We start from the raw sequence: 16,221 nt of genomic DNA on the forward strand, positions 1-16,221 counted from the left end.
TGCTGTGCTTCGTCCATGATCGCTACCAACGGCTCAACGACGGCCTGATCCCGATCTGGGCTGGGCGCCTTCTGCTCCCTGGTGCGCCGTTACGTCGACGAGGTGGCTGCCGCCACCAAGGAGGCCATCTACCGGTTCAAGCTTCAGACCAGCGACGATGTGGAGCAAGGGGCGAAGATCCTGGCCCTGTTCCTGGATCCGGGCATCGACGGGCAGACGCCGTTCGCCGCCGTGCGCGAGCAGGCCCATGCCCTCCTGGCCCCGGAGCGACTGCAGCAGCTCTGTCGCCATCTCGCCGGCGACGGCTCTCTCGACGAGGGCGCATTGGAGTGGCGGGAGGTCGACGGGATCATGGCCAAGGTGAAACGAAACCTGCGGCCTTTGCTGCGTTTTCTCTCGCTCCAGGGCACACCGGCCAACGCCGTGCTCCTGGAAACCCTTACGGCCATGGTGGAGGCCTTCGAGCTCGGCGAGCCGCTGCCGATCCGCGACGTCTCCGCCTCCCTGATCCCGGCGCGGTCCAGGCGTTACCTGCTCGAACCCGCGGGCGCGATCATCCGTGACCGCTACGAATTCATGGTCTACCGCCAGTTGCGCGACGGGCTCGAGGCCGGCGATCTACACTGCCGCGACAGCGCGCGTTACCGCAGCTTCGACGATGACCTGATCGACGACGCGACCTTCGATCGTCGAGCCGAGCTGTTGCCCCGTCATGGGCTGGAGGTGGCGGCCCGACCCATCCGCGAGCAGATCGAGGAACTGCGGGACTTGGTCGAGGCACGTTTCGAGTCGGTCAACCGGCGCATCCTGGCCGGGGAGAATCCCTTCGTGCGCGTGCAGGAGGGTCGCACCGTCTGGGAACGGGCGACGCCCAGCGAGGAGCCGTCGGCCAGCGACCCCCACCTGGTCCCATTCTTGGGACATGGTCGAGCGACTGGACATCGACACCCTGCTGCTGTTCGTCGACCAGCGCAACGGGTTCATGGCGTCCTTCGAGCATGTGCTCGGGCGCTACCGGAAGTCCGCCCCGTCGAAGCCGGCGATCATCGCCAGCCTGATGGCCTATGCCACCAACATCGGTTTGGGCCGGATGGCCGACATCTGCAACCTGAGCTATCAGGAGATCTCCACCGCCGCCGGCAACTACATCCGCCTGGAGACCCTCAAGGAGGCCCAGAGTCGCATCGCCAATGCCACGGCACGTCTGCCGATCTTTCGCCACTTCGACATCGACGAGGCCGTCCACTCCAGCAGCGACGGGCAGAAGTTCGAGGCCGCGATCCCGACCATCAACGCCCGCCACTCGGCCAAATACTTCGGCCTGAACAAGGGCGTGGTCGCCTACACGCTGCTCGCCAACCATGTGCCGCTGAACGCCCGCATCATCGGCGCCAACGAGCACGAGAGCCACTTCGTCTTCGACATCCTGTTCAACAACGCCACCGACATCCTGCCGGCGGTGCACTCCACCGACACCCACGGTGCCAACCAGGTCAACTTCGCCCTGCTGCACCTGTTCGGCTACCGTTTCGCCCCACGCTACCGCAACGTCCGCGGCAAGGTCGAGACCGGACTCTACGGCTTCCATCCGCCCCGGCACTACGAGAAGGACTGGCCGATCAAGCCGATCCGCCGCGTTCGCGAGGGGTTGATCGTCTCGGAGTGGCCGAACATCGAGCGGATCCTGCTGTCGCTGGCCTTGAAGACCACGACCCAGAGCGTGATCGTGGGAAAGCTCAGCGCCTACCGGCGCAAGAACCGCACGAAGCGGGCGCTTTGGGAGCTCGACAACATCGTCCGCAGCCTCTACCTGCTGGACTACATCGACTCCCCGGTGCTGCGGCACAATGTCCAGCAGGCGCTGAACCGCGGCGAGGCCTACCACCAGCTGCGCCGCGCCATCGCCTACGCCCACGGCGGCCGGTTCCGGGCGCGCTCCCAGCACGAGCTGGAGGTGTGGAACGAGTGCGCCCGGCTGGTCGGCAACGCCGTTGTCTACTACAACGCCCTGATCCTGTCCGAGGCGCTGGCGGAACTTGAGCGCCGCAGCGAGCTGGTCTCTTCCGAGGTCATCAAGCGCGTCTCCCCGGTTGCCTGGCAGCACATCAACTTCTACGGCCGTTACCAGTTCGACGCCGACTTCACGCTGATCGACTTCGCCCGGTTGCGGGAGCAGCTGTCTTCCGAGGAGGTCTCCAGGCTCTACGCCAACGCCGGTCACTAGTGCAGATTTTTGACGGTTTGGGCCAAAAACCCCTGGCAAGGTTCGAGGCGCAGAGTGCATGGGACCTGCGTCTCTACGCGCATCTCGAACGGAAGTGCGAGCGACGCGTTTGACCGGGCCATCGGCGGGCTCACAGCGGTCGCGGACGGAGCATACGCCTCACGTGTTGGCCGAGCCGAACGCCGAGTCTCCCGAGCCGCTGCCGCTCTCGTCGCAGCCAGCGTCGCAGTCGCGGTCCCGGCCGCTCGCCGATGAGCCTGATCCGACCCGACCATTTGCGCACCAGCAGGGCCTCGTGGCGCGCCTTGCGCGGGTCGTCGGCGCGCGTGTCGATGGAGCGGTAGCGATGACGCAGCCCGGGCCCGGGAGCGAGTCGATGGATGCGGAACCCCCGGGCCTTGGCCTGGAAGCAGAAATCGGTATCCTCGCACCAGAACGGTGAGAAGGCGGTATCGATCTGGACCTGTTGCAGGAGCTGCCGCGGAAACACCTGGCAGAAGCCCGAGACGCAGTCGACGCTGCCGTCTCTGGTGTAAGGCTTCAAGTGGAGTTGGCCGCCGCTGAAGTGGACCCGGTAGCCGGAAGCGCCGCAGATGCCGATGCGCGGGTCGCGCACCAGCAGCGCGCGCGCGTCGCGGAAGAATCCGGTCCCCGCGATCTCGACGTCGCTGTCCAGGGATGCCACGATAGCGCCCCGCGCCAGCGCGAACAGCCGATTCCGTCCGCGCGCGACCCCAAGATTGCTGTCGCTGCGGATCACCCGGACCTTGTCGATGCTGCCCAGCGAAAGGACGAGCTCGCGGGTCTCGTCGGTGCTGGCGTTGTCGAGGAGGATCAATTCCTCGAACATCGCATCCGGCAGCACCGCGAGCATCGACTCCAGACACCGGCGCGTGCCGTGGTGGTCGTTGTGCGTCAGCATGACCACCGAGATACGCGCGTCTTGACCGAGCTTGTCCATGTCACGTCATACAGTTTCGGGCCCGCCGGGGAGCGCCCTGACCGGCAGTCGATCTGCGACGCGCTCGCGCGCGTTTGCGGCCAGGGGCGTGGCCATCGGTGCAGCCATGCGTGCACTTTGGTCCCGGCCGTGAGCGAGGGCACCGCCCTGGCAGGGCTGTGGCGCTACCGCGGTTTCGCCGCCGCCGAGGTCGCACGACAATTTCGAGCAAAGTACCACGGCTCGGCGCTGGGCGTGTCCTGGACCCTGCTGAATCCGCTGGCGACGATCCTGATCTACACCTTGGTCTTTTCGCAGTTGATGGGCGCGCGGCTGCCGGCGCTGGACAGCCCCTTCGCCTACGCCACATACGTCTGCGCGGGTCTTCTGACCTGGGGCCTGCTACAGGACGTGCTGACCCGCTCGGTCGGGCTCTTCATCGGCTACGCGAACCTGATCAAGAAGGTGGCCTTTCCGACCTCCACGCTGCTCGCGATCGCGGTGCTGACGGCGCTGCTGGACTTCGGACTCATTTTCGGGGTGTTCCTGCTGCTGCTGGCGGTCACCGGCAGCCTGCCGGGCCTGGTGCTCGCGGCGCTGCTGCCGTTGCTGGCGCTGCAACTCGCGCTGGCGATGGGACTGGGGCTGCTGATTGCGGTGCTGAATGTCTTCTTTCGCGACCTCGGGCACATCACGGCCATCGCGCTGCGGCTTTGGTTCTGGCTGACGCCCATCGTTTATCCGGTAACCATCCTGCCGGACTGGGTCCGCTTCTGGGTGCAGTGCTTGAATCCAATGGCCCCGCTGGTGGACGGCTACCAGCGCATCCTGTTGCTGCACGAATGGCCCCAATGGTCCAGCCTCTGGTTGCCTGCCATTGCGGCCACTGCCGCGATCTGGTCGGCCCTGACCCTTTACCGCACCCGTGCCGGGGAAATAGTCGATGAGCTGTAGGTCGCCGCGTCCCCGGTCGGCATCGCCGCGGCGTGCCCGTGGTGCCCTGTGCTCGGCCGTCGCCTTGCGCGCGCCCGGGGCCATTTGATGCGGCTTGGGCCGTCACATCTGGCCAGCGCCGCCAGGGTCAGCCGCCTTCGTCGGCTGCTGGGCGGTCGATTCGACATGGAGAGAGCGATGGCCATCATGGAGCAGCCGTCATCGACCATCAGCAGCGCGGGAATGCGCGGTCTCAATGGCTGGAGGCAGGTGCTCAGTCCGGGGCAGGTATCCAGTATCCTCGTGGTAGTCCGGGGCTTTGGTCTGTCCTTCTATGGCGATACCGATGGGCCGGATAACGCGCGCTTGTACGCGCCCGATCTGGCCGCTCGAGTCCGTGCGGTGGGCGGTGGACCGCGGTGACGGTGGGTGGCGGGATCGAGGCGCGCAGGCTCGGCAAGGCCTATCGCGCCTATCCGAGCACGCGGGCGCGGTTATCGGAGTGGATCCTGCCGTGGCGCGGCCCGCGCCATGCGCTGCGCTGGGTGCTGGAGGACGTCGATCTCACTGTTCCCAGCGGCCAGGCGCTCGGCATCATCGGGCGTAACGGCGCGGGCAAGAGCACCCTGCTGAAGCTGATCGCCGGGACGCTCCAGCTCACCACCGGCAGCCTGTCGACGGGGGGCCGCGTCAATGCGGTACTGGAGCTTGGCCTTGGCTTTCATCAAGACCTCACCGGGCGCGAGAACATCCGCCTTGCCGGTCGTCTCGCCGGGATGGACGCTCGCGAGATCGACCGGCTGATCCCCGCCATTGCCGCGTTCGCGGAGCTCGGCGGGGCGATGGACGCGCCCCTGCGCACCTACTCCACCGGCATGCAGGCACGGCTCGGCTTCAGCCTGGCAACGGCACGTCGGCCAGACATCCTGATCGTGGATGAGGCCCTGTCGGTGGGCGACGACGCCTTCCAGCACAAGAGCTTCGAGCGGATTCGCGCGTTTCGCCGGCAGGGCACGACGCTGCTGCTGGTGTCCCACGCCGGGCAGTCGATCACGAGCGTCTGCGACCGGGCGGTGCTGCTGGACCGGGGGCGTCTCATCAAGGACGCCGACCCGGAGACGGTGTTCGACTTCTACAACGCCCTGTTGGCCGCTGACGACGAGCGGCGGATTCGGCAGGCCGAGACCCCGGGAGGTGGCATCATGACGGTCTCCGGCTCCGGGGAGGTGCGCATCGAGGAGGTGTGCCTGACCGATCCGGGCGGCCGCCCGATTGCCATCGCCGAGGTCGGGACCGATGTGGTGCTGCGGGTCAGGGCTCGGGCCAGCGAGGACGTGCCGAGCCTGGTGGTCGGGTTCCTGATCAAAGACCGCTTCGGCCAGCCCATCTACGGCACCAACACGGCGCTGCAGTCACGGACGGTGGGCGCGCTGCGCGCCGGCGAGCGGGTCACGCTGCGCGCCGCGATGGACCTGCGCATCGGCGCCGGCAGTTATTCCATCGCAGTGGCGCTGCACGCCACCGAGACCCATCTGGAGCGGAGCTTCGACTGGCGCGATCGCGCCCTGTTGTTCAAGGTCGTCAATCCCCGGCATGCGGCCTTCGTCGGTTCCAGCTGGCTGGAGCCCAGACTGGAGATCGAGCGATGAGCGGATCGGGCGGCTTCGACTTTGCCACGGGCGACGGCTACCTCGGGCTCGAGGACCGGTTTCGCGGCTCGCGTGCGTCGGTGCGTACGCGCCTGGCCGTCTATCTGCCGCTGATGCGTGCGGCATCGGGCCTGGCCGCCAGCGGGCCGCTGCTCGACATCGGCTGCGGCCGCGGCGAGTGGCTGGAGCTGGCGCGTGATGCGGGCCTGGAGGCAGGCGGCTGCGATGCGGACGCGGACATGGCGGGCCTGGCCCGCGGGCTCGGCCTTGATGTCGCGCGGCGTGACGGCCTCTCGTACCTTCGGGGCCAGGACGCCGGTAGCCGCGCCGGCATCACCGCCTTCCATGTCATTGAGCATCTCGATCTCGGCGCGGCGCAGGCCCTGGTGCAGGAGGCATTCCGGGTGCTGGCGGGCAACGGCGTGCTGATCCTCGAGACGCCGAACCCCGAGAACCTGCGTGTCGCCGGTTGCGACTTCTACACCGATCCGACCCACCATCGCCCGCTGCCGCCGCGCCTTGCCCTGTTCGTGCTCGAGCAGGCGGGCTTTGCCGCGGCCGAGATCGTGCGGCTGAATCCGAGCCAGCTGCACACGCGGCGCCTCGCCGAGGCGGGCACTGACCTGGAGCGCGACCTGGTCCAGGCCCTCTACGGCCCGGAGGACTATGCGGTCATCGGCCTGAAGCCGGACACCGGCGGCAGGATCGGGCCCGAGTTGCTGGAGGCCGTGAAGGAGTTGCGGCGTTGGAGCGAGCGCAGCCTGGGGCTGTCGCGCCCGGAGGGCGATGCGGATACCCTGCAGCGGGTGATCGCCGAGCGCGACGCCGAGCTGCGAGCCGCCGATGCGGCGCTTGCCGCCTGCCGGATCCAAGTCACCGGGCTGGAGGAGACGCTGCAGCGCATGCAACGCGGCGTCAACGAGCGCGATACCGAGCTCGCGAAGCTGCGCGCGAGCCTGTCCTGGCGCGTCACGGCCCCGCTGCGGCTGCTTTGGCGCACGGCGGTGACGCTCAGGGACGCCGCCGGCCTGCCGCGACTCAGGCCCAGCCTGGAGGCGACCACGCGCCGCCTGCTGCCGCGGCGCCTGCCCACCTCGCCGCTGATCTCCTGCCTCTGCGTCACCCGCAAGCGCCCCGGCCTGCTCGCGCGCAGCATCCGCTGTTTCCAGGCCCAACGCTGGGCGCCGCGCGAGCTGTTGGTCGTCTACGAGGACGACGACCCAGAGACGCGGGACTATCTGCGCACGGTGACGGACCCGATGATCCGCGCCATGGAGGTCCCGACCGACCCCAAGATGACCCTGGGCGAACTGCGCAATCTCGCCATCGCGGCCGCCCGCGGACGCTGGTTCTGCCAGTGGGACGACGACGACTGGCATCACGCGGAGCGCCTGTCGGCGCAATGGGCGGCGCTGCGCGCCCGGCGAGCCGATGCGTGCGTGCTGATGCACTGGCTAGTGTATGACGCCGGCACCGGGCGCGCCTTCATCTCGCCGCGCTGGCACTGGGAGGGCAGCCTCCTCTGTGACAAAGAGGTGCTCGCCGGCGGTCTGCGCTATGCGGCGGCGGCGCGGATCGAGGACACGCCGTTCGTACAGGCGCTGGTGCGGCGTGGAGGGCTCGCAACGCTGTTACGCCCGGCACTCTATGTCTACGTCTATCACGGCGCCAACGTCTGGGACTACGGCCATTGGCAGCGTCATATCCTGAGCCGCAGCCCGTGCGAGCTGAGCGCCGCCGATGCCGCCGAGGTCCGCGACATCCTCGACGGCGCCCGCCCGGTGGCCGAGGGCTCCGCGGCGCTTGATGCCATGCTTGCGCGCCTCGGCACGGACTGGCAGGCGTGATTCCCCGCGTCATCCACCAGACCTGGAAGGGGCCCAGGCTGCCGGCGCGCTACCGCGCCTTCGCCGACACCTGGCGCAGGGCGCATCCCGACTGGCAGTGGCGGCTGTGGACCGATGCTGACAATGCGCGTTTCGTGGCGCAGGAGTTCCCGGAATTGCTGGCGCTGTACCTGGGCTATCCGCAGCACATCCAGCGCGTCGACGTCATCCGCTACCTGCTGCTGTACCGTCTCGGCGGGCTCTATGTGGACCTGGATTTCGAGTGCTTCAGGAGTGTCGCGCCGCTGCTGCATGGGCAGCAGTGCGTGCTGTCCCTGGAGGCGGACGCCCACAACGCCGTGCACCGCACCCGGCGCATCGTCAGCAACGCCTTCATGGCCGCGGTTCCCGGCCATCCCCTGTTCGCCGCCGTGATCGAGGACCTGAAGACCCATCGCAGCCGCCAGACCAGCCCGGACCGCATCGTGCTCGACACCACCGGACCGATGATGCTGACCCGGGTGCTCGACCGCCTCGGGCCTGACGCGGCGGTCAGCGTCCTGGGGGCCGAGCACCTGTTTCCGCTGTCGCTGACAGAGGCCGACCGGCTGGGCGCGGCGGGATCGGTGGCCGCGGCCGGCCCGGATATCCGCGCAAAGCTCGAGCCGGCGTTCGGCATACATTGGCACGATGGCACCTGGTGGCGGCCGCAGTCGGGCACCATGCCGCGGCGGCGCGACCCGTTGCGGACCCTGCGGCGTTGGCTGGCGTCGGCCCGCGGCGCGCGATGAGCCGCCGCCCCTATCTGCTGTTCTCCTCGGTCGGCGACGCCTACGACGACGCCGTGCTGTCCTGGAGCCGCGGCCTGCGGTACCGCCGGCGCCGGGAGTACGACATCGCCCTGGTCTACTACGGCGACAGTGCGTCACGCTACGCCGCCCTCGCCGCGCAGGCAGACCGCATCTTCTGGTCCAAGGGCAGTAAGTTCCAGAACCTGGTCCGACACCTGAACGCCGTCGCCGCGCTGGACTACCGCTGCGTCTGGGTGGTGGATGACGACCTGGCGTTGGCGCCGGCGGGCATCCATCGCCTGTTCCACATCACCGAGGCGTTTGGCCTCGCCGCGTCTCAGCCCGCGTTATCGCGCCACGGCGAGCTCAGTCATGCCCCCACGCTCGCCCGCGGCGGCTGGACGCTGCTGCGCTACACCAACTTCGTCGAGATCAACTGCCCGGTGCTGTCGCGCCGGGCTTTGGCGACGCTGATCCCGATCATCCAGCCGCACATGGACCTGCTCACCTGTTGGGGCATCGACATCCTGCTCGCGCACCATGTCTGGGGGCCCGAGGCGCCCTTCGCCGTCATCGACGCGGTGACCGTGCGCAACCCGCCTGCGCGGGAGAAACGCGGCCGCGGGCGCGAATGCGAGCGCATGGACGGCATCGACAACCTGCACCGGCGCTGGCTCGCGGTGCGCGAGCGCATGCGGCCGGACCCACCGCCGGCGGAGGTCCAGATGACAACACTCGATGTCGTGCGACGCTGGCCCTTTGTGCGGGCTCCACGCAAGCCCTGACCCATCGCCGGGGGTTGGGCATGGGTCAGGCGTCGACGGGCTCGACCAGCGGCGGCTCTGGCCGCCGTTGTGCGGGCTCAGTCAGCGCCGAGGGCGCGCTCCAGGCGCAGTAGCAGCGCGAGCAGCCGGGACTGGCCCCAGGCCGGCAGCAGGGCCGGCAGCACGGTGCGCAGATCCAGCGGCGCGGCCCGCAGCGCCAGTCGTCCATAGCGGCGCGCGGCCCGGGGCCTGCCGGCGCGCAGGTAGGCGAGACCGGTCTTGGCACACTGCAGCGCCAGCGCCCGCGGCGAGGCGCCGACGGCATCGCGATACCGATGCAGCAGCCGGCGCCGTGCCCGCGCGACCGCAAGGTGCCCCGTGGAAACACCGGGCCCGGCGTGGTAGTGCACCAGCGGCGTGTGAATGGCGGCGAAGTCGGTGATCCGGGCCAGCCGCAGCAACAGCTCCAGGTCCTCCAGCGCGCGCAGGTCCGGGTCGAAACCGCCGGCCCGGTCCAGCACGCACGCATCCACCATCACCGACTGGATGCCGAGGCCCTTGGTCTGGTACTCCCCGGTGCGGCGGTCCAGCACTTGTCCCCGACGCACGTCGGGTGTCCGCATCACGCGTTTTCGCCCGTTCGGCAGGATGCGCAGCAGGTCGCAATGCACAACGCCGGCACCGGTTCGCCGCTGCACCTCGAACTGACGCCGCAGCTTGTCCGGCGTCCAGCGGTCATCGCTGTCGAGGAAAGCGATGAAACGCCCCCGCGCCAGCCGAATGCCTTGATTGCGTGCCGCCGCGGCCCCGCCGTGCATGACCCGGATGCAGCGGATGGTAGGCGCTCGCGCCCAAGATGCCAGCACGGCCGCGGTGGCATCCGTCGAGCCATCGTCGACGACGATGGTCTCGTGGTCCTGCCATGTCTGGGCCTGGATGCTCGCGAGCGCCCGCGGGAGGGTATCGGCCCGGTTGGAGGTGGGCAGGATCACGCTGACGGTGGGACCGGGCATCGCTCGCGGTTGCGTCGCTTTCCAGTGGCGGATTCGGATGCATTCGATCGCGGGTGCCTGTCACCCGTGGCGCACCGTTGCGGTCGTTGCGGTCGACCGATTCGCTGACCACCGACGCGTTGTCCACTGCACGAGCCTGCTGCGGGGTGCTTACGTTTGGGCGCGTCGGTTTTCCTTGGCATCGTTGGTGGTGATCTCTCTGCCGCACCTTTCCCGCCGCGCCGGTGGAGCGGTTTCACGGAGCGCTCGCAGCAGGGCCCGCACCTGCGGCCAACGGCGACGCAGCGTGCAGGCCAGGGCCTCGAGCAGCAGCAGGCATTGGATCACGGGCAGCAGGCGTGGGCGGTGGATGCGGGTGAAGCGCAAGCGGCTGTGCGCCAACCGATAGCGGGCCCGGGCGTCGCGCCCCCGGCGGCGGGTACCGGTGCCGGCGCTGGCCCCCTTGCGGTGGTAGACCAGGCTGTGCTGCGCATAGCCGAGGCGCCACTGCACGCCGCCCCGCAGCGTCCAGTCCATCTCTTCATAGTACAGGAAATAGTCTTCCGGCAACAGACCCGCCTGCTCGATGAAGGCCCGGGTCACGAGCATGGAGGCGCCGTAGAGGTGATCGAGCTGGCGCTCGACCCGTGCCGCGGGCAGCGCCCTATGCCGCGCACGGTCCTTGCCGATGAATCTGGACAGGGAGGCGAGCCGGTAGAACCGCGCGCCGGCCTGGCACTGTATCCTGTGCGGCGCGTCCTGGTGCAGGAGCGTCGAGCCGCACATGGCGAGCCCCGGCTCGGCGAGGCGCAGCAGCAGCGCATCGAGGGCGTCGGGATCGACGAGCGTGTCGTTATTCAGCAGCCAAAGTGCGTCGCAGTCTCCCCGGGCGAGGGCGTAGCGGATGCCCAGGTTACAGCCGGCGCCGAAACCCCGGTTGGCCTCGGCGACGATGAGTGTCAGGGGCTCGGCGGTGGCGTCCGTTGCGCGATCCCATGCCTGATCCCGGTGGGCTCCATCTTGGCCGGCGGCGTCGGGGCTTGCTGAGACCACGCGATGGGGGAGCGGCTTGGGTGTCGGCGGGTGACTCAGGCGGCGCAGCGGCCCGCGCTCCGGCAGCACGTCCAGGCGGCCGCTGGCCCAGTCGACGATGCGCCGGGCGGAGTCGTCGGTCGAGCCGTTATCGCAGACGATGACGCGCGCACCAGGGGTGCGCAGACGATACAGGCTCTCCAGACAGGCAAGCGTCTGCGCCCAGCCATTCCAGTTGACCACCACGACATAGACCGATGCCGGCGGGCAGTATCCGCCGTCACCAGTGTCGCTGAGCTTCGTAACCATGGCCGGACGGATTCTTTCGCTGTGTGCCTTCGATGTGCTGCCGCCAGCCTCGGGCGGTGCGCTGCGCGTGGCCGCGATCAATCAAGGTCTCGCCGCGCTTGGCTGGCAGGTCACGCAATACATCGCTTTCCCCTCCCTGTCGCGGCGCTTGTCACAGGGCCGCTCGCCGATGCGGTCGCTGCGTCCGGGTTGGCGGGAGCACTATGCGCGCGGCCTGGCCCTGAAGCTGCCGGCATGGCTGCTGAACCGGCTGGGGCTGCCGCCCCTCGCCGCCGACCTGAGTCCGCGCTGCCTGCTCGGTGAGCCGGCACTGCGGCGTTTGCTGACGCAGGCGGATGTGGTCATCGCCGAGCATCCGTGGCTGTTCCGCCCGGTGTTCAGGCTGGGTGGCGCACAAGCGGCGCGTTGGGTGCTGGATGCGCACAATCTCGAGTATCCCCTCTACGCCGCCCGTGGCGGCGGGCGTCTGCACGCCCTCGCTGCGCGTCGCGTGCGCGCGCTGGAGGCGTTTGCGTTTCGGCACGCGGACATCAGCTTCGTTGTCTCCAACGAAGATGCCGTCGCAGCGCACGATCGCTACGGTGTGGCGCCCGGGGCGCTGGCGGTGGCGCCGAACGGCGTGGATTGTACGACGCTGCGGCCGGTGACCGCCGCGGTGCGGCAACAGCGCAAACGCATGCTGGGATTGGGCGACGGGCCGGTGGTGTTGTTCGTCGGCGCTAACTGGCCGCCGAATGTCGAGGCGGCGCGAGCGGTGCTGCAACTCGCCGCCGCGTTGGCGGATACACCGCTGCTGTTCGTCATCGCCGGCGCCGTCGGCGACGCCTTGGCCCACGATCCGCGGCCGGCGCGGGTGCGGCTGACCGGGGCAGTAGACGAGATGCGGCCTTGGCTGGAGGCGGCGGATCTGGCCCTCAACCCCATGCGCTCGGGTGGCGGCTCCAACATCAAGCTGCTGGAATACCTCGCCTGCGGGCTTGCGGTGATCTCGACCCCATTCGGCGCGCGGGGGCTTGATCTGGTGCCGGGGCGAGAGGCGGTGATCGTGCCGTTGGCGCAGTTTCCTGCGCAGCTGCGCGCCGCGGCGGCGGCACTACAGCCCGGCGCACAACATGCACACGCCCGGCGCGGCGAAACGCTCCGCGCCCTCGGGCATGCCGGCCGCCGCGCGGTTGTGGCCCGCTTCGACTGGAGTGCCATCGTCGGCGGTATCCATACGGCATTGACCGCGCCCGCCGCCGGCCGCTGAGCCCCGGCGCTGCTCACGCCTTGGCGGCGGTGCGTGCGCTCAGGCGGTCGAGGGTTTCGATCTGGTAGCGCACCGGGTCGAGCTTGTCCTGCAACAGCCGGCCGCGGCTGGCGACGAACGCCGCCCGCTGCGAGCCGAGCAGGATCGCCTGTGCCTGTGCCAGGGCATCCTGCACCGCGTTGACCGGGAAGCGAAAGCACAGGCCGTAGCGCGTCGACAGATCATCCGTATAGCCCCGGCCCCGGTCATCGAGATAGATCGCGGGCACACCGAGCACCGCCGCCTCGGCACACATGGTTGCGCTGTCCGCCACGAACAGGGTCGAGCCTGCGATCAGGTGATGGATCTGGTGCACGGGCAGGGGACAGCGCAGCGGGGCGAGCGCGGGCGGCAGGGCCGCCTCGGTGCTCACCTTGACCTCCGCCCAACGGCCCAGGGTTTCGATCAGGTGCCGCCGCGCCGCATCATCGAGCCCGCGGGCGCCGAAGTCGTGCGATGCCGTGCTCTCAACGAAGCGGACCACGACGCGCCTGCGCCCGGGCACCAGGCCCGCCCGGGCCAACAAGTCGGTGTCCCAGGTGAAATGCGCCGGGTGCAGGTAGGCGAGCGCATGGTAGCTGGGGTACAGCCGGTGCTTGCGCCCGAGCCGCATCCGGAAACAATCCGGCGAGTGCACCTCGGTCACCGCAGGCAGGTACAGCATGCGGTTCAGCCGATGGATCTCGGTGTCGTCGAACACCAGCGACGGGATACCGAGCAGGCGCCCCACATGGGCAGCACTGGGGCTGTTGTTGGCGACGGTGATGTCGGGCGCGAAGGCGCGCGCGGCGCGCAACAAGCGGCTATCCCTGAGGCCCAGTTCCAGCAGCAGCCCGCCCATACCGCGCCCGCGCCGACTGATGACCTGATGGCGGATGCCGAAGGCATCGAGCAGGTCCACCGTCACGTCCTTGTGGCGGCTGGTCACCAGCACCGCATCGCCGCGCGCCAACTGTTGACCGATCGCCCGCCGAAAAAAATGTACGTCCGCGGGATGGACGATGTCGTACAGCGTTCTCACGGACCGGCGTGCTACCTCGTTTCCCGCCCCCTGGCGGGCCGCAATCTTGCCATACCCAAGCGGGCTCGACGGGCAACGCAGTGCAAACGAGCCGGCGCCTTCGCCCCAAGCCCCGGCGAGCCCCTGATCGATACTCTGCGGCTGTGAGCCGCCCGGGCAAGAGTCTCTCGCGCCAGCGCCAATTCGGCAAATCCCCGTTCCTCGATACGCTGACGGGATTCTTCGCGGGCAACCGGGCGTTATTCTGTGGCCTGGCTGCGCTGCCGGCGAATGACAGCCCGTGAGAGGTATTCGGCATGGGGTGCCGGCTGATATGAATCCCGACCTGCGAAGCTCGGTGTGCGCTTCAAGCAACTGTCCTGCCAGGGGAATGGCTGATGGCCACACGGCAGAGCCTGCGCGACTGCGCGACGTTCGCCAGCGGGCTCGCCATCGAGCATGCGGCTAAGCGGTTGCCCGGTCCAACTGCGCCTGTTTCCATGGCCTTGGGCTCCCGTTCGACTGCGACCGCGAGTGACTGGTTCTGTCCGGACCGCCCGCAGCAGCAGGTCAACGCATGAGTTGCATTGATCGAGTACAAAGAAGCAGATATCTGGATTCCATAGCCCAAGGCAAGTGGCGGATGGGGCTTGCCTGGTAGCGTGCGGCGCGGGCCAATGGGATCTCTCGGTGGATCGCCGATGTTGCAGGTTCCGCGCGGAGGTGCGGCATCGGGAGCAGGCTCAAGTCGCGATTGGACGATGAGGCGGGCGGCTTATTAGGCCTTAAGTGCGTTGCGCTTTTGTCGTCGCTACAATTAACCAAGGAACGAGGCCCACCGATTGATGGGCCCCGTGCGGTTCAACGTAGACGCGCGACGAATCAGAATTTGTGGATCAGGCCGAGTGAAAACGCATTCCAACTCGGGTTGGCTGCGGTCGCCTCGTCTTCATGCACGTCAGCATAGATCGCATAGACGCTCGTCCGCTTGCTGAAGCTGTGATCGAAGCCGATAGCCCACGAATTCAAATCCTTCTTAGAGACGTTGCTATCCCGATCTTTTTGGCCATACATGCCTTTGATCTTGTTGTTTCCGAAGCTGTAGCCAGCCTGGAGCTGCCAGAGGCCGTTATCATCCCCCTTCACGCCGTTGACATCCGACTGGTTCTCGTACACGCCCGATACGGTAAAACCGTTTAGGTCGAGGATACCAAGGCCGATACGCCACTTGTCGTAATCGCCTGAGTCAGCGACATAGTTATCGCTGTTGAAGCTTTCGTATGCCGCACTCGCATACCACGGCCCATTGCTGTAGATACCAGCCACCGAGTAGGCTGAGGCGAGACTGTCGTTGACGTCGCCCTGAGGACCAGTCGCTGCTCCGGGCACGACCGCTCCGGCGAAACTGAAGCCGCTGATTTTGGGGCTGATGTAGGCGATTGCCCGAGCCGCACGAACATCGTTGAAGCCGATGGTCCCGTTGTAGTCACCGATCGTGTCGCCGAACTGATCCAGCTTGCCCGTGGACATCTTCATGGGAGTATCGTGACGACCCACACGAAACTGACCCCAGTCGCCCGCCATTCCGACCCACTGGTTTCGCTGGGAGATTGTCGTTCCACTGGTAATGCCAATACCAAACTCAAGCTGGTAGATGGCCTTCAGACCTCCCCCAAGGTCCTCGGAGCCTTTAAAACCAAACCGACTGGCACGACCCGAACCTTCGGCGTTGTTACCGTTCAGCGTCCAGCCGTTGAAGCCATCCTTGATGTCAAAGTAATCGATCGACTCGTTGATCTTGCCGTACAGCGTCGCGTCTGCACTAGCGATCATGGGTGCAGCTAGCGCGGCTGCCACCGCGAACGTAAGGGCATGCGTTTTCATATTAGTCACCGCTCAAATCGGAAAGTGTGTTACGGCGCTCCTCAGTAAGGTGTCGCCAAACTGCACCTACATGCTAGACCAAGAAACAACAGGCCGCAACATTTTTTTGGGAAATTTGCTAAAACCGAGAGTTGTTGCATATTTACTACAAGCGGCGTACCTGGGCGTCGGGTATCGAAGCTCAACGCTAGTATGCCAAGCCCGGCTGTCATCGCGGCAAAAGATACCAAAAACGTACACTATCCTATGCACATACATCGAGTCTGCTGGTTAATACACTAAAAAACAAAAAAGTGTTAAAAAGGACACAGATCAAGGGCACCTGAGCGACCAAAAACCGGCCCGCCTGCGCATGAACACCCCAAAACTCGGATGTGTCAGGATGTACGCTGGCTCGGCCACCCACGCCGTAATAGACAACAGCGATTCTCGAGATATCGCCACTCGCCATGACGGACTTCATCGCCCGACACCATGCCCACGTGCCCGCCGACACCTGCGAGGCGCTGATACAACTCTTCAAAGACGCCGACAAGCGCAAGGCCACCCACCAGGGGCTCACCGGCGCGCGCGTGGACAAGGCGCGCAA

The 16,221-nt window shown here is 67.4% G+C and carries 15 protein-coding genes; 8 read left to right on the top strand and 7 right to left on the bottom strand.

Annotation, left to right across the window (positions count from 1 at the left end):
- Window positions 1–33 precede the first annotated feature (33 nt).
- Complete coding sequence (locus tag QZ588_RS16035; RefSeq protein WP_295543948.1) at window positions 34–291, bottom strand: hypothetical protein; 258 nt, start codon at window positions 289–291, stop codon at window positions 34–36.
- 327 nt (window positions 292–618) lie between these two features.
- Entirely contained in the window at window positions 619–924 is a 306-nt protein-coding gene (locus tag QZ588_RS16040) for a hypothetical protein (RefSeq protein WP_295543949.1), read from the bottom strand.
- On the opposite strand from QZ588_RS16040, the gene QZ588_RS16045 reads away from it, so the two are divergent.
- Window positions 923–2,224, top strand: a complete 1,302-nt coding sequence (locus tag QZ588_RS16045) for a transposase (RefSeq protein ID WP_295543950.1) — start codon at window positions 923–925, stop codon at window positions 2,222–2,224. The two genes, QZ588_RS16040 and QZ588_RS16045, sit on opposite strands and share 2 nt — an antisense overlap.
- 130 nt (window positions 2,225–2,354) lie before the next feature.
- On the opposite strand, the gene QZ588_RS16050 is transcribed toward QZ588_RS16045, so the two are convergent.
- On the bottom strand, window positions 2,355–3,185 hold the full coding sequence (locus QZ588_RS16050; RefSeq protein WP_295543951.1) for a glycosyltransferase: 831 nt from the start codon (window positions 3,183–3,185) through the stop codon (window positions 2,355–2,357).
- 129 nt (window positions 3,186–3,314) lie between these two features.
- Here QZ588_RS16050 and QZ588_RS16055 point away from each other — a divergent pair, with 129 nt between their 5' ends.
- From QZ588_RS16055 to QZ588_RS16080, 6 genes are all read left to right on the top strand, one after another.
- Window positions 3,315–4,118: an ABC transporter permease gene (locus QZ588_RS16055; RefSeq protein ID WP_295543952.1), complete on the top strand. Its 804-nt coding sequence runs from the start codon at window positions 3,315–3,317 to the stop codon at window positions 4,116–4,118.
- A gap of 165 nt (window positions 4,119–4,283) precedes the next feature.
- The gene (locus QZ588_RS16060; protein WP_295543953.1) at window positions 4,284–4,520 is read left to right on the top strand and encodes a hypothetical protein; all 237 of its coding nucleotides are present in this window, start codon (window positions 4,284–4,286) and stop codon (window positions 4,518–4,520) included.
- Window positions 4,517–5,746 (top strand): ABC transporter ATP-binding protein, encoded by a 1,230-nt coding sequence (locus tag QZ588_RS16065; RefSeq protein ID WP_295543954.1) that lies wholly within the window; start codon window positions 4,517–4,519, stop codon window positions 5,744–5,746. The genes QZ588_RS16060 and QZ588_RS16065 overlap by 4 nt, the downstream gene beginning before the upstream one ends.
- Complete coding sequence (locus tag QZ588_RS16070) at window positions 5,743–7,593, top strand: methyltransferase domain-containing protein (RefSeq protein ID WP_295543955.1); 1,851 nt, start codon at window positions 5,743–5,745, stop codon at window positions 7,591–7,593. The genes QZ588_RS16065 and QZ588_RS16070 overlap by 4 nt, the downstream gene beginning before the upstream one ends.
- On the top strand, window positions 7,590–8,363 hold the full coding sequence (locus QZ588_RS16075; RefSeq protein ID WP_295543956.1) for a glycosyltransferase: 774 nt from the start codon (window positions 7,590–7,592) through the stop codon (window positions 8,361–8,363). The genes QZ588_RS16070 and QZ588_RS16075 overlap by 4 nt, the downstream gene beginning before the upstream one ends.
- On the top strand, window positions 8,360–9,148 hold the full coding sequence (locus tag QZ588_RS16080; RefSeq protein WP_295543957.1) for a DUF707 domain-containing protein: 789 nt from the start codon (window positions 8,360–8,362) through the stop codon (window positions 9,146–9,148). The genes QZ588_RS16075 and QZ588_RS16080 overlap by 4 nt, the downstream gene beginning before the upstream one ends.
- A 77-nt stretch (window positions 9,149–9,225) precedes the next feature.
- Here QZ588_RS16080 and QZ588_RS16085 read toward each other — a convergent pair whose 3' ends face one another.
- Both QZ588_RS16085 and QZ588_RS16090 read right to left on the bottom strand, forming a co-directional pair.
- Window positions 9,226–10,140, bottom strand: a complete 915-nt coding sequence (locus tag QZ588_RS16085) for a glycosyltransferase family A protein (protein WP_295543958.1) — start codon at window positions 10,138–10,140, stop codon at window positions 9,226–9,228.
- Between the two features lie 150 nt (window positions 10,141–10,290).
- Entirely contained in the window at window positions 10,291–11,460 is a 1,170-nt protein-coding gene (locus QZ588_RS16090; RefSeq protein WP_295543959.1) for a glycosyltransferase, read from the bottom strand.
- On the opposite strand from QZ588_RS16090, the gene QZ588_RS16095 reads away from it, so the two are divergent.
- Window positions 11,459–12,709 (top strand): glycosyltransferase family 4 protein, encoded by a 1,251-nt coding sequence (locus tag QZ588_RS16095; protein WP_295543960.1) that lies wholly within the window; start codon window positions 11,459–11,461, stop codon window positions 12,707–12,709. The two genes, QZ588_RS16090 and QZ588_RS16095, sit on opposite strands and share 2 nt — an antisense overlap.
- A 13-nt stretch (window positions 12,710–12,722) precedes the next feature.
- On the opposite strand, the gene QZ588_RS16100 is transcribed toward QZ588_RS16095, so the two are convergent.
- The gene (locus tag QZ588_RS16100) at window positions 12,723–13,769 is read right to left on the bottom strand and encodes a DUF354 domain-containing protein (RefSeq protein WP_295543961.1); all 1,047 of its coding nucleotides are present in this window, start codon (window positions 13,767–13,769) and stop codon (window positions 12,723–12,725) included.
- Between the two features lie 861 nt (window positions 13,770–14,630).
- Window positions 14,631–15,632, bottom strand: a complete 1,002-nt coding sequence (locus QZ588_RS16105) for a porin (protein ID WP_295543962.1) — start codon at window positions 15,630–15,632, stop codon at window positions 14,631–14,633.
- Window positions 15,633–16,221 lie beyond the last annotated feature (589 nt).

Origin of the sequence: uncultured Thiohalocapsa sp. (assembly GCF_913062725.1) — a bacterium.
GTDB lineage: Bacteria > Pseudomonadota > Gammaproteobacteria > Chromatiales > Chromatiaceae > Thiohalocapsa.

Excerpts from the sequence above, each read along its gene's own strand:
- QZ588_RS16035 (WP_295543948.1), bottom strand. The coding sequence starts at position 291 with ATGGCGACAGAGCTGCTGCAGTCGCTCCGGGGCCAGGAGGGCATGGGC.
- QZ588_RS16045 (WP_295543950.1), top strand. The coding sequence starts at position 923 with ATGGTCGAGCGACTGGACATCGACACCCTGCTGCTGTTCGTCGACCAG.
- QZ588_RS16040 (WP_295543949.1), bottom strand. The coding sequence starts at position 924 with ATGTCCCAAGAATGGGACCAGGTGGGGGTCGCTGGCCGACGGCTCCTC.
- QZ588_RS16050 (WP_295543951.1), bottom strand. The coding sequence starts at position 3,185 with ATGGACAAGCTCGGTCAAGACGCGCGTATCTCGGTGGTCATGCTGACG.
- QZ588_RS16060 (WP_295543953.1), top strand. The coding sequence starts at position 4,284 with ATGGAGAGAGCGATGGCCATCATGGAGCAGCCGTCATCGACCATCAGC.
- QZ588_RS16070 (WP_295543955.1), top strand. The coding sequence starts at position 5,743 with ATGAGCGGATCGGGCGGCTTCGACTTTGCCACGGGCGACGGCTACCTC.
- QZ588_RS16080 (WP_295543957.1), top strand. The coding sequence starts at position 8,360 with ATGAGCCGCCGCCCCTATCTGCTGTTCTCCTCGGTCGGCGACGCCTAC.
- QZ588_RS16085 (WP_295543958.1), bottom strand. The coding sequence starts at position 10,140 with ATGCCCGGTCCCACCGTCAGCGTGATCCTGCCCACCTCCAACCGGGCC.
- QZ588_RS16095 (WP_295543960.1), top strand. The coding sequence starts at position 11,459 with ATGGCCGGACGGATTCTTTCGCTGTGTGCCTTCGATGTGCTGCCGCCA.
- QZ588_RS16090 (WP_295543959.1), bottom strand. The coding sequence starts at position 11,460 with ATGGTTACGAAGCTCAGCGACACTGGTGACGGCGGATACTGCCCGCCG.
- QZ588_RS16105 (WP_295543962.1), bottom strand. The coding sequence starts at position 15,632 with ATGAAAACGCATGCCCTTACGTTCGCGGTGGCAGCCGCGCTAGCTGCA.